Raw genomic sequence first — 12951 nt, forward strand, 5'->3', positions numbered from 1 at the left:
CGATGAACAAGGCCGAGAGCATCAAGGCGACGCCGGCAGGACCTTCCGGAACGCCGGCTCATGGCATTCCGTTCGGCGAAGCCGTCCGCGTTTGGGCGCGGGTCGCGGCACTGAGCTTTGGCGGCCCGGCGGGGCAGATTGCAGTGATGCACCGTATCCTCGTCGAGGAGAAACGCTGGATCGGCGAGACGCGGTTCCTGCATGCGCTGAACTACTGCATGCTGCTGCCAGGCCCCGAGGCTCAGCAACTCGCGATCTATATCGGCTGGCTGCTGCACAAGACCAAAGGCGGGCTCGTCGCTGGTATCCTGTTCGTGCTGCCGGGCGTCGTCGCCATCATGGCACTGAGCTGGATCTATGCCATCTTCGGCAATGTCGGCGCGGTCCAGGCTCTGTTCTTCGGATTGAAAGCCGCCGTGCTGGCCATCGTGCTTGAGGCTGTGGTGCGGATCGGCAAGCGGGCCCTCAGGAACAACGTCATGGTAGCGCTGGCCGCCGCCGCCTTTGTCGCGATCTTCTTCTTCCGCCTGCCATTCCCGCTGATCATCCTCACAGCCGCAGTGATTGGGTATATCGGCGGTCGGGCCGGATTGGCGCCGTTCATGGCCGGCAACGGGCATGGCAAGGTCGGCGGCAAGCAGGTTGCCGATGCCGATACGGCTCTGGGCGAAGACACACCGGCTCATGCGAGGCTGACCCTCGGCTGGTCGCTCAAAATCGCCGCCGTGTTTCTGGTGCTATGGTTCACGCCCGTCCTCGGCCTGTTGGCCTTGTTCGGGCCCGGGAATGTCTTTACCGACATAGCCATCTTCTTTTCGAAAATGGCAGTGGTGACCTTCGGTGGCGCCTATGCGGTGCTCGCCTATGTCGCGCAGCAGGCCGTAACGACCTATGGCTGGCTCAAGCCTGGCGAGATGCTCGATGGTCTCGGCATGGCCGAGACCACGCCTGGCCCGTTGATCATGGTCACGCAGTTCGTCGGTTTCATGGGTGCGTTTCGCGCGCCTGGCACGCTTCATCCGCTCGTTGCCGGGACCCTGGGTGGGCTGTTGACGACATGGGTCACCTTTACGCCGTGCTTTCTCTGGATCTTTCTCGGCGCCCCCTACATCGAGAACTTGCGAAGCAACAAGGCTTTGTCCGCCGCGCTCGCGACGATCACCGCTGCTGTCGTCGGGGTGATCCTGAACCTGGCGGTGTGGTTTGGGCTCCACGTGCTGTTTCGCGAGCTGCATGAAAGGCAAGGATTCGGCATGAACGTCGACGTGCCGGTGCTGAGTTCAATCAACATCCCCTCGCTGGTCCTGACGATTGGCGCATTGCTGGCCGTATTCCGCTTCAAGGTTGGCATGCTGCCGGTGTTGGCAGTCTGCTCGGTGCTCGGGGTGCTCTATGGCTTCGCCACCGGCGCGATATAGGCGGAGCGATCTCAACTGCGCCGTAAGTTTGGCTCGTGCCGTTCGCTGACTTTGTATTCCTTTGGCCAACCACCTAAGTGGTTGGAAACGGATTGGATGATCATGACGGCACGGCGCTCTTCCCTCGGCTTTCTCGGCATTTTCGGCCGCTCGGGCGACCTGAGGCAGCTCGACGCGGCATTGCGTGGCGCCGACCTGCATCCCGCCCTCGTGCCGGAGGGCGTGAAGCTCACAATCGTCAATCTGATGAAGGATCGCTGGCCCGACGAGCCGCCGCCACAGGCCTATCCGGACGTGGCGCGGCTGTTCAGCTATTGCATCGCCGGTACGGAAACCTTCGAAGGCGCGCATGGCTTGCAGCAGCGGCAGGACGTCGAACGCCGGATCGAGGCCGCGGTGGAAGCCGGCGACAGTTTCGACGCCCAGATCGTGCTGATGGCCCTGCACGCCAAGCTGATCAATGCAGAGGTCGTCGAGCGCTACGGGCTGGGCGCCGACTAGCCTAGAGCAATTCCAGGAAAAGTGTGAGCGGTTTTCCGTCCGGAATTGCGTCAAAACAAAGAGTTAGAGCGGTTCGCCGTTTCCATGAAACGGTGAAACGCTCTAGGGCATTGATGTTCAGGCGGTGATGCCGGTCAGCAAACCGGCTATCCACCCATATTGGCGCGCGGCAGCTTGATCATGTCGCCGAAGCGGGCGCGCAGTTTGTCGTCGAGCAGTTTTGCGACGTGGCGCGGGAAACGCTCGGCCAGGATGCGCTTCTTCTCGATGATCGCGCGCTGCAATATGTCGGGACGGCCCTTCTCGTTCCATTCCTTCGGCGAAAACCGGTCGCCGACGGCCGGGTAGAAATACTCCGTCTGCATCAGCCGCAGCGTCTGCTCGTTGCCGAGATAGTGGCCCGGCCCATTCAGGCAGACTTCGGCGATGGTATCGATCGACAGCGCTTCGTCGGTCACCTCGATGCCGCGCACGCAGCGCAGGCAATGGCCGAGCATGTCATTGTCGATGATCAGGCTTTCCAGGCAGAAGCCGAGCAACGAGGCATGCATGCCGGCAGATTCATAGACGAGGTTGAGCCCGGCAAGGCCGGCCATCACGTCGGTGATGCCCTTTTCGTAGCCGGACTGAATGTCGGGCAGTTTCGAATCTGTCATGCCGGCGGCCGAACCGCCCGGCAGGTCGTAGAACTGCGCCATCTGCGCGCAGGCCGCGGTCAGCACCGCCTGTTCGGCCGAGCCGCCCGACATGGCGCCGGTCCGCAGGTCCGACACGAACGGCCAGGTGCCGAAGATTGCCGGATGCCCCGGTTTGATGGTGTTGACATAGACCAGGCCGGCCAGCACTTCGGCCACGGCCTGCACCACGGCACCGGCAATCGCCGCCGGAGCGGTTGCACCGGCCTGGCCGGCCGACAAAAGCAGGATCGGGATGCCGCCTTCGACGCAGGCCTCGAGCACGCCGCAGGCGTCCTCGGCGAATTTCATCGGCGGCACGACAAAGCAGTTGGAGTTCGACACGAACGGCCGGGCGCGGAAATTCTCCTCGCCGCCGGCAATGGCATAGAGCATTTCCAGCGCCGGCTGCACGTTCTCGCGCACCGTGAACGAGGTGCCGACATGCTTGGACGTACCCGTCACGCAGGCATAGAGCGTGTTGAAGTCCATTTCGAGCGGATCGGGAATGTCGCGCGGCACCATCGGCCGCTGGAAGAAATGGATGTTGTCGAGCCCGTCGACGATGCGGGCGGCATCATAGATGTCCTGCAGCAGCGATTCGCGGTATTCGCGCTTCTCGACATCGACCAGATGCACGGCGGCGCCGGCCGTGCCGTAGTGCACGCGCTTGCCCTGGATCACCATGTCGTGTTTCGGATCCTGGCCGTGCAAGGTGAAATTGCGTGCCGCTTTTTTGATGGTATCGAGCACCAGAGCGCGCGGGAAACGGATACGGCCGTCATCGCCATAGGTGGCGCCGGCCTTGGTCAGCGCCTCGATGCAAGAGGGGATGGCATTGGCGAAACCGACCGTCTCCAGCAGCGTCAGCACCGCCTCGTGGATGCGCTCCTGGTCGTTGCCGCGCAACGGTCCGTAGCTGCCGCCCTCGAGGCCGGCGCGCACCGGCCTGATGTCGTCGGCGAGCGGCGCTGCCCGCATCGCGCGGCGCGCTTCGCGTCCACCGGAGCGGCGCGAGCGCTGATCCGCCGCCGCTTCCTGCTTTTCAAGAACCACTGACATGGAGGCACTCCACCTTTTCTCGGAAACAGGGCGGCGGTTGGTCCACCATCGGCTGCTTCTTCCCCTTTGTGCCACGACTATGCCGCCGGCATTGGCCCAGACCATGAGCCAGCTGGTCTGGTTGCATATGCCAACGCTAAAGGAAACGGGGGCCACGATTGGGCGGCCCCGGTCAAAGGATCGGATAAGTGGATCAGGCGGCGGCGGGCCTGCGTCCGGCGGCGGTGGCCAGTTCCCGGATGCCTGGCTCGATGTGCTGCAGCGCGATCGAGGAAATGCCCAACCGCATGAAACGCGAAGGCTTTTCGGTGCGGTCGAAGAAGCGGTCTCCCGGCTCGATGATGACGCTGCGCGAGGCCGCGGCCTCGGCCAAACCGCGGGAATCGGTGCCGCGCGGGCCTTCGAGCCAGAGCGACGTGCCGCCGGCCGAGTCGGTCGAGCGCCATTCCGGCAGGAAAGCGGAAATCGCATGGACCAGACGCTTGCGCCGCTCGTCGAAGGCGCTCGACAGACGCCGTACCAACGCCTCGTGATGGCCGAGCGACAGGAAGAGCGCCACGGCACGCTGGTTGTTGGCCGGCGGATGGCGCAGCATGAAGCGGCGCAGTGCCCTCAGCTCCGAGATTAGTCCAGCAGAGGCCACGATATAGCCGAGCCGCAGGCCCGGAGCCAGCGTCTTGGACATCGAGCCGACATAGACGACGCGGCCCGACCGATCGAGGCTCTTCAGCGCCTGCTGTGGCGCCTCGTCGAGAAGCTGGCTGTCGTAGCCGTCCTCGATGATGATCTGGTTGTGCCGGTTGGCGCGCGCCAGAAGATCCTGCCGCCGCTCGGCCGACAACGGCACCATGGTCGGGCAATGATGGCTGGGCGTGACGAAGACGAAGCCGGAATCGTTGGGGATAGAAGAAGTTACGATGCCGGATTGGTCGACCGGCACCGGCTGGATGTCGGCGCCTGCAAGCCGGAAGATCGAGCGTGCGTCGGGGTAGCCGGGGTCTTCCATCGCCACCTTCGAGCCCTTGGTCATCAGCAGCGAAGCCAGCATGTAGAGCGCGTTCTGGGCGCCCAGCGTGACGATGATCTCGTCGGGATTGGCGAAGATGCCGCGCCTGGGCAGGAGCCGCGCCTGGATCTGCTCGATCAGCAGCGGATCGTCGCGGTCGACCATGTCCGACGCCCAGTTGCGGATTTCGAGCACCGCCAGCGCCATGCGGTTGCACTCGCGCCATTCGGCGGTCGGGAACAGCGCCGGGTCGAACTGGCCATAGACGAAGGGATAGGACGACTTGATCCAGTTCTCGTGCTTGGCCGGCGGCGGCATATCGCTGGCGGCGATCTGCCGGCGTGCCTTCCAGTCGATCTCATTGGCCTGGTCGGGCGCCTTCTGGTGCGGCTTGGCCGGTGTTGCCAGCACGTCGGGATTGACGAAATGGCCGCGCCGCTCGCGCGCCACCAGGAACCCCTGGTCGACGAGCTGCTGGAAGGCCAGAACCACCGTCCCGCGTGCGACGCCCAGCTTCTCAGCCAGGATGCGGCAGGAGGGAAGCGGCATCGAAGCGGCGATCTGACGGTCGAGAATGGCGGCCACGATGGCCTGGCGGATCTGCGCCTGCAGGGTTTGGCCGGATTCGGCCGAAATCCGGAACAGGCCGGACCATATGGCCGTGTCGTTGCGCTGTGGCATGGGAAATCTTCCTCGGATGGCCAGCCATTTTCATTTGGCTGGACCAGTCGAGTGTATGGGTGGCACAAGGGGTTGCGCCAATCAATTTTTCTGATCTTTGGGATTTATGCCAGTGATCCTTCAGCCGAAATGGAGCCCTGTGGCCGCCCGGATCGACACATTGTGTCATCGCATCGTGATGCGATGCGGCATCGCCGCGTATTGACCGCACGGAATTCGGCTCAATAGGTTTGTCGCGACGACACGCGCCGGAAACACCCGGTCTGATAAAGTACGTCGAAAAACGCCAGGAGCTCCCCGCCATTGGATAAGTCAGCCTTCCAGAAACAGCTCGCCGCCTTGCGCGATCATCGCACCGCGGCGCCTGCCAGCATGCGCCAGGCCTTCGCCGACGATCCACGGCGTTTCCAGACATTCTCAGCCACCGACGGCGACCTTTTGCTCGACTGGTCGAAATGCGCCGTCGATGCCGTCACGATGGACTTGCTGGAGAAGCTCGCCGCTGCTGCCGATCTCGAGGGCCGCCGCGCCGCCATGTTCGCCGGCAAGAAGATCAACATCACCGAGGACCGTGCCGTGCTGCACACGGCGCTGCGCAATCTCAGCGGCAAGGGCGTCACGGTCGACGGCCAGGACGTCAAGGCCGACGTCATTTCCGTGCTCGACGCGATGGGCGCCTTCGCCGATGCCATCCGCTCCGGCAAGGCGCTAGGCGCCACCGGCAAGAAGATCACCGACATCGTCAACATCGGCATTGGCGGCTCCGACCTCGGCCCGGCCATGGCGACGCTGGCGCTGGCGCCATATCATGACGGGCCGCGCGCGCATTATGTCTCCAACATCGACGGCGCCCATATCCATGACACGCTGAAGGGCCTGAAGGCCGAAACCACGCTGTTCATCGTCGCCTCCAAGACCTTCACCACGGTCGAGACGATGACCAACGCGCAGACGGCACGCGACTGGGTGCAGAAGGCGCTCGGCAAGCAGGCGGTCGGCAAGCATTTCGCCGCTGTTTCGACGGCGCTCGACCTGGTGGCCAAGTTCGGCATCGAGCAGGACCGCGTCTTCGGTTTTTGGGACTGGGTCGGCGGCCGCTATTCGGTCTGGGGCGCGATCGGCCTGCCCGTCATGATCGCCGTCGGTCCGCGGAATTTCCGCGCCTTCCTCGAGGGAGCGCACGAGATGGACGAGCATTTCCGCACCGCCCCGCTCGCCGGGAACCTGCCGGCGCTTCTGGGGCTGGTCGGCTGGTGGCATCGCGTGATCTGCGGCTATCCGGCCCGCGCGGTCATCCCCTATGACCAGCGCTTGTCCCGGCTGCCGGCCTATCTGCAGCAGCTCGATATGGAATCGAACGGCAAGGGCGTCACCCTTGAAGGCACACCGGTGCCGACGCCGACCGGGCCGTTGGTCTGGGGCGAGCCGGGCACCAATGGCCAGCACGCCTTCTTCCAGCTCCTGCACCAGGGCACCGACTTCATCCCGGTCGAGTTCCTTGCCGCGGCCGTCGGCCATGAGCCGGAGCTGAAGCACCAGCATGATCTTCTGCTCGCCAATTGCCTGGCGCAGTCGGAAGCGCTGATGAAGGGCCGCACGCTGGACGAGGCGCGCGCGCAGATGCTGGCCAAGGGCATGAAGCCCGCAGACGTCGACAAGATAGCGCCGCACCGTGTCTTCTCCGGCAACCGGCCTTCGGTGACCATCCTCTATCGCAAGCTCGACCCGCGCACCTTCGGCCGGCTGATCGCGCTCTACGAGCACCGCGTCTTCGTCGAGGGCACGCTGTTCAATATCAATTCCTTCGACCAGTGGGGCGTCGAGCTCGGCAAGGAGCTGGCGACCGGCCTGCTGCCTGTCGTGGAAGGCAAGGAAAGCGCCGCAAACCGGGACGCCTCGACCAGGGGCCTTGTGGAACGCATCCACCAATTGCGCGGTTCGGAGTGACTGATTTGGCAGACATCAAGGGTATATTGTTCGACAAGGACGGGACACTTGTCGACTTCAACGCGACCTGGCTCGGCGTCGCCGATTTCATGGCCATGGATGCCGCCGATGGCGACCGCTGGAAGGCCGACAGGCTGCTTGCGGCCGCCGGCTTCGATTTCGCCAACAGGCGCTTCAAGCCCGATTCGATCTTTGCCTCGGGCACCAACATGGATGTCGTCGAGCTGTGGTTCCCGCGTCTGTCCGACGAAGACCAGATGCTGGCCGTCGCGCGCTTCAACGAGATCACCTCGGTGCAGGGTTCGACGATGGCGGTGGCGCTGCCGGGCATCGTCGATACCTTGGCGGTGCTGCACAAAAGATCCTACCGGCTTGGCGTCGCCACCAACGATTCCACCAGCGGCGCGGAAAAGACCTTGGTCACGCTGGGCGTCGCCCAACTGTTCGACGCCGCCTATGGCTACGACGCGGTGGCCAATCCCAAACCCGCGCCCGACACCATCCAGGCCTTTTGCGACCTCACCGGCCTGAAGTCGGCGGAGATCGCCATGGTCGGCGACAACCGCCACGATCTCGAAATGGCGCGCGCCGGCGGCTGCGGCCTGGCGGTGGGCGTGCTGTCCGGCACCGGCACGCGCGAATCGCTGGCCGGCATTGCCGACGTCGTCCTCGATTCTGTAGCCGACCTGCCGGACTTCCTGTCGACGCGGGTCAAGGAGACGGTTTGATCGCTCCCGCCAGCGCAGGCGCGGTGTCGAAACGAAAGACGCCGCTCGGTTTCAGCGCGGCGTCTTTTGCGTCGCCGAAATCCGGCACCTGATATTCGGCGAGCAGTCGCAGCCGGGACAGCGGCAGGTCATGGCGACGGGGATCGCCGACCAGCACCTCGATACCGGCTTCCAGGCAGCGATCGAGGAACGGGGTAACCCGCAGGGCGACCTCGTGGCCGTAGAACACGTCGCCGGCAAGCACGAGGTCGACAGCCGGCGGCGGACCCGTGATGATATCCTGGTGGACGATCCTGATCTCGACGCCGTTGGCTTCCGCGTTGAGGCCGATGGCGGCAACGCCGTTGCGGTCGATCTCGGCGGCGATCACCTCGCTTGCGCCGGCCGTGGCGGCGGCAATGCCGACAATGCCCGAACCCGCGCCAAGGTCCAGCACGCGACGGCCCGCCACGGTCATCGGATTGTCGAGGATGTGGCGCGCCAGCACCGCGCCGCCGGCCCATGCATAGGCCCAGTAGGGCGGTTGCGGCTCTGGCGCGTCGTCGTCCGCCTCAGCATCGTCTTCAGCATCGACGAGCCGTCTCAACCCGCTGCCGGGGTGGGCGGTGTAGAGCCGGATTTCGGCAAGCCTGGGCACCGGCACAAGGCGCATGTTCGCCTTGATGAATTCCGCCGGGTCGAGGCGCGGGCGGCGGCTTGGCAAATCCTTGCCCGGTCCCCCCTCGTCGCCGGAGGGACGGCCCCCCGCTAAAGCGCGCTGCGCTTCAGCTCTTTGTTTTGGTGCATGTCGTTCTCCCAAAACCGAGGTCACTTTTGGGTGATGTGCATCAGGCGCGCAGAGCCCGCCGCAGGATCTTGCCGACTGGCGTCTTCGGCAATTCAGTCCTGAACTCGACATATTTGGGCCGCTTGTAGCCGGTCAGGTTCTCGCGGCAAAAAGCGGTGATGGCTTCCACGGTCAGGGCCGGATCCTTCTTGACGATGAACAGCTTCGGCACTTCTCCCGAATGCTCGTCCGGTACGCCGATCGCCGCGACTTCGAGCACGCCCGGATGCATGGCCACGACCTCTTCGAGTTCGTTCGGATAGACGTTGAAGCCCGAGACCAGGATCATATCCTTTTTGCGGTCGACGATCTTGGTGTAGCCGCGCTCGTCCATGAAGCCCATGTCGCCGGACTTGAAGTAGCCGTCCTTGGTCATCACCTTGGCGGTCTCGTCGGGCCGGTTCCAGTAGCCCGCCATCACCTGCGGTCCCCTGATGCAGATCTCGCCGACTTCGCCGAGCGGCAAATTGTTGCCGTCATCGTCGCGAATAGCGATTTCCGTCGACGGCAGCGGCAGGCCGATCGTGCCGGTGAAGTCGCCGGAACTGAACTTGTTGGCCGTCGCCACCGGCGAGGTTTCCGAGAGGCCGTAGCCTTCAGTGACAGGGCAGCCGGTCAACGCCTTCCAGCGTTCGGCGACGCCCTTCTGCACCGCCATGCCGCCGCCCAGCGTCAGCACGAGCGGCTTGAAGTCGAGTTTGCGGAAGTCCTCATTGTTGAGCAGCGCGTTGAACAGCGTGTTGAGGCCGGGAAAGATGTGGACCGGATACTTCTGGAGTTCCTTGACGAAGCCCGGAATATCGCGCGGATTGGGAATGAGCACGTTGCGAGCGCCTTGCTGCATGCCCATCAGCGCGTTCACCGTCAGCGCGAAGATATGATAGAGCGGCAGCGCGCAGATGAAGTTCGGGTGCGCGGGCTTCGGCTTGATCGTATAGGCGTCTTCCATCCACTGCGCGTTCTGCACGACATTGGAAAGCACGTTGCGGTGCAGCAGCGTGGCGCCTTTCGACACGCCCGTGGTGCCGCCCGTATACTGCAGGAAGGCGACATCGTCGGCCGCGACCTTGGCCGGCTTGAAGCCAAGGCCGGCGCCGGCCTTCATCGCCGCGTTGAACTTGACATGCCCGGGCAGCGACCATGCCGGCACCATCTTCTTCACGCGGCGCACGACGAAGTTGACGATCGTGCCCTTGAGGCCGCCAAGCATGTCGCCCATGGCCGCCACCACGACATGCTTGACCGCGGTCCTGGCGGTTACCGCCTGCAAGGTGTTGGCGAAGTTTTCCAAAATGACGATGGCTTGCGCGCCGGAATCCTTGAGCTGGTGCTCCAGCTCGCGCGGCGTGTAAAGCGGATTGATGTTTACCACGACATAGCCGGCGCGCAGGATGCCCATCATCGCCACCGGATATTGCAGAACGTTAGGCATCATGATGGCGACGCGCGCACCCTTTTGCAGCCCCTTCGATTGCAGATAGGCACCGAAGGCCGCCGACAACTGCTCGACATCGGCATAGCTGATGGATTTGTCCATGCAGGTGAAGGCCGGCTGGGCGGAAAACTGCTTGCAGGCGGCGACCAGGAAATCGCCGATCGAACTGTAGGGCAACGCACCTATCTCGGCCGCCACGTTCTTTGGATAGCTCTTGAGCCACGGCTTTTCCGGCAGGCCGGCGGCAAGTTCCGTGAGCGCCTTCGGCAACCGCTTGGCGGCAGCCGTCGCCGGTTTCGCTGGCGGCGCTGCCTTTGCTGGCGATGCGGCCTTTGTTACCCCAGCCTTTGCGGGAGAAGCCTTTGCTGGAGTCTTCGTCGGCGAAGTTTTCGTCGCTGAGGTCTTTGCCGGGGCGGCTTTTGCCGCCGGCTTCGCAACGGCCTTGGCGGTGGCCGCCTGTGCCGTCTTGGCAGGTTTTGCGCCTGTGCTGGCGGTCGAGGTCTTGGCACCGGCTTTACCTTGGCCAGCGGCGGCGGCGGCTGGTTTCGAGGCTGCCTTTGCCGACGCCTTCACCGGCGCCTTTGATGCTTTTGCCACCCGTTCCTCCTCGACAATTCCTGTTCGCCCGTTTCGGTCGCCTATGCCGCGCCCGCCTCCGAATTGACAGAGACGTCCTCCGTGCCGCCAGCATATCCATCTATGTATTGCCTCTATCGGCGGCGGTGCAAGTCTTGCCCTAGCGGCAAGGCGCCGAAAGATTTGCCGTCGAAAATCTTTCCCGCTGGCGACCCTGGAACCGGTATCTTTCCGCATCGATGACCGGATGAGGGCGGACGCGGCGTCCATGTCGCCATATGTCAGATCAATAAAAAAATGCGGTCGTTAATAATCTCGTGAGTGGAAAAAACTGCTAATTTTTTCTGCCATTTAGCAAAATGGCGGATTTTTTTCCTGCTTCCCGAGGGGTAAGCAAACGGGGTGTTCCAAAGCCGGAAAAACGGTGCTTATATGCGCGCTTCGCGAGCCTGCTAGAGGGGCTTGGAAGAACATCAGGGAGTGCTCAATGAAAAAGAAACTCGCTTTTGCGGCCGCTTTGCTGGCCGCAAGCGTTCTCAGCGGCATGGCCAATGCAAAGACGCTCGTCTATTGCTCGGAAGCGTCGCCTGCCAATTTTGATCCGGGTACCACGACCGGCGGCAACGACTTCGATGCCTCGTCGCGTACCGTCTATTCGCGTCTGGTCGAATTCAAGCATGGCGGCACCGAAGTCGAGCCCGGCCTTGCCGACAAGTGGGAGATTTCCGACGACGGCCTGGTCTACACTTTCCACCTGCATCCGGGCGTCAAGTTCCAGACCACCGACTATTTCAAGCCGACGCGTGACCTCAACGCCGACGACGTCGTTTTCTCCTTTGATCGCCAGTTCAACAAGGCGAACCCCTGGAACGGCGACAAGTATCTGCCGAACCTGACCTGGGACTATTACACCGGCATGGACATGCCGAAATACGTCGCCAAGTGGGAAAAGGTCGACGACCTGACCGTCAAGCTGACGCTGACTGAGCCGAACGCGCCGATGCTGGCCAACCTTGGCATGGACTTCGCCTCGATCGTGTCGAAGGAATATGCCGACCAACTGGAGAAGTCCGGCAAGATGGCCGATTTCTCGACCAAGCCGATCGGCACAGGTCCGTTCCAGTTCGTCGACTACCAGCTGGATTCGGTCATCCGCTACGCGGCCCACCCGGATTATTTCAAGGGCAAGGAAAAGATCGACGATCTCGTCTTCGCCATTACGCCTGACGCCACCGCCCGCACCCAGAAGGTGCTCGCCGGGGAATGCGACATCGCGCCCTATCCGAACCCGGCCGACATCGCCACCATCAAGGCCAACAAGGACGTGACCCTGATGGACCAGGCCGGCCTGAACATCGGCTATATGAGCTACAACACCACCATCCCGCCGCTCGACAAGCCTGAGGTGCGCCATGCGCTCAACCAGGCGATCGATCGGGAATCGCTGATCAAGTCGCTGTTCCAGGATGCCGGCGCCACGCCTGCCGAAAACCTGATCCCGCCGACCATGTGGTCGTGGAACAAGGATGTGAAGACCGACGCCTACAATCCGGAAGCGGCCAAGAAGGTGCTGGCCGACGCCGGCCTGAAGGAAATCCAGCTCTGGGCATCCGACCGCGTTCGCCCGTACAACCCGAACTTCCAGCGCGCTGCCGAACTGATCCAGGCCGACTGGGCCAAGGTCGGCGTCAAGGCGGAGATCGTCAACTACGAGTGGACCAAGTATCGCTCGGAAGGCAAGAAGAAGGACCGTCCAGGCGCTTTCCAGATCGGCTGGACCGGCGACAATGGCGATCCGGACAACTTCTTCGCCACCCTGTTCGCCTGCTCCGCCATCGGCGTGTCGAACTACTCGAGCTGGTGCGACAAGGACTTCGAGGATCTGATCCAGAAGGCCAAGAAGACCAGCGACCAGGCCGAGCGCACCAAGCTCTACGAGCAGGCGCAGGTGATCTTCGCCAAGGAAGCGCCCGCCTTCCTGCTGGTCCATAGCCAAGTCTATGCGGTCGTGCGCAACAATGTCAGCGGTTTCAAGATGGATCCGCTCGGCATTCACCGCTTCGACGGCGTTGACAAGGCCGAATAAGACTATAGAGC

The 12951-nt window shown here is 63.2% G+C and carries 10 protein-coding genes; 6 read left to right on the forward strand and 4 right to left on the reverse strand.

The genetic code is table 11. From position 1 onward, the window contains the following. The first annotated feature begins 2 nt into the window (after positions 1-2). Both chrA and FJV83_RS14100 read left to right on the forward strand, forming a co-directional pair. Entirely contained in the window at positions 3-1418 is a 1416-nt protein-coding gene (gene chrA, locus FJV83_RS14095) for a chromate efflux transporter (RefSeq protein ID WP_142886199.1), read from the forward strand. Positions 1419-1520: 102 nt separating this feature from the next. Then, entirely contained in the window at positions 1521-1919 is a 399-nt protein-coding gene (locus tag FJV83_RS14100) for a hypothetical protein (protein WP_142886200.1), read from the forward strand. Positions 1920-2065: 146 nt separating this feature from the next. On the opposite strand, the gene FJV83_RS14105 is transcribed toward FJV83_RS14100, so the two are convergent. Continuing rightward, positions 2066-3655: a trimethylamine methyltransferase family protein gene (locus FJV83_RS14105; RefSeq protein WP_095791956.1), complete on the reverse strand. Its 1590-nt coding sequence runs from the start codon at positions 3653-3655 to the stop codon at positions 2066-2068. Positions 3656-3848: 193 nt separating this feature from the next. After that, complete coding sequence (locus FJV83_RS14110; RefSeq protein ID WP_010913204.1) at positions 3849-5342, reverse strand: PLP-dependent aminotransferase family protein; 1494 nt, start codon at positions 5340-5342, stop codon at positions 3849-3851. 303 nt (positions 5343-5645) lie between these two features. Between FJV83_RS14110 and pgi the strand changes: the two genes are divergently transcribed. Continuing rightward, positions 5646-7289 (forward strand): glucose-6-phosphate isomerase, encoded by a 1644-nt coding sequence (pgi, locus tag FJV83_RS14115; protein WP_142886201.1) that lies wholly within the window; start codon positions 5646-5648, stop codon positions 7287-7289. Positions 7290-7294: 5 nt separating this feature from the next. Continuing rightward, positions 7295-8017, forward strand: a complete 723-nt coding sequence (locus FJV83_RS14120) for an HAD family hydrolase (protein ID WP_095771741.1) — start codon at positions 7295-7297, stop codon at positions 8015-8017. Here FJV83_RS14120 and FJV83_RS14125 read toward each other — a convergent pair. Both FJV83_RS14125 and FJV83_RS14130 read right to left on the reverse strand, forming a co-directional pair. After that, complete coding sequence (locus tag FJV83_RS14125; RefSeq protein ID WP_185973402.1) at positions 8001-8828, reverse strand: methyltransferase; 828 nt, start codon at positions 8826-8828, stop codon at positions 8001-8003. The two genes, FJV83_RS14120 and FJV83_RS14125, sit on opposite strands and share 17 nt — an antisense overlap. A 16-nt stretch (positions 8829-8844) precedes the next feature. Then, positions 8845-10548 (reverse strand): long-chain fatty acid--CoA ligase, encoded by a 1704-nt coding sequence (locus tag FJV83_RS14130; protein WP_246691859.1) that lies wholly within the window; start codon positions 10546-10548, stop codon positions 8845-8847. 4 nt (positions 10549-10552) lie between these two features. On the opposite strand from FJV83_RS14130, the gene FJV83_RS36965 reads away from it, so the two are divergent. After that, entirely contained in the window at positions 10553-10942 is a 390-nt protein-coding gene (locus FJV83_RS36965) for a hypothetical protein (RefSeq protein WP_246691860.1), read from the forward strand. A gap of 399 nt (positions 10943-11341) precedes the next feature. After that, positions 11342-12940, forward strand: a complete 1599-nt coding sequence (locus tag FJV83_RS14135) for an ABC transporter substrate-binding protein (RefSeq protein ID WP_038651939.1) — start codon at positions 11342-11344, stop codon at positions 12938-12940. The last annotated feature ends 11 nt before the right edge of the window (positions 12941-12951 follow it).

Source organism: Mesorhizobium sp. WSM4307 (assembly GCF_007003945.1).
GTDB lineage: Bacteria > Pseudomonadota > Alphaproteobacteria > Rhizobiales > Rhizobiaceae > Mesorhizobium.

Coding starts and splice junctions, on each gene's coding strand:
- FJV83_RS14135 (WP_038651939.1), top strand. CDS start 11,342: ATGAAAAAGAAACTCGCTTTTGCGGCCGCTTTGCTGGCCGCAAGCGTT.
- FJV83_RS14105 (WP_095791956.1), bottom strand. CDS start 3,655: ATGTCAGTGGTTCTTGAAAAGCAGGAAGCGGCGGCGGATCAGCGCTCG.
- FJV83_RS14100 (WP_142886200.1), top strand. CDS start 1,521: ATGACGGCACGGCGCTCTTCCCTCGGCTTTCTCGGCATTTTCGGCCGC.
- FJV83_RS14110 (WP_010913204.1), bottom strand. CDS start 5,342: ATGCCACAGCGCAACGACACGGCCATATGGTCCGGCCTGTTCCGGATT.
- chrA (WP_142886199.1), top strand. CDS start 3: ATGAACAAGGCCGAGAGCATCAAGGCGACGCCGGCAGGACCTTCCGGA.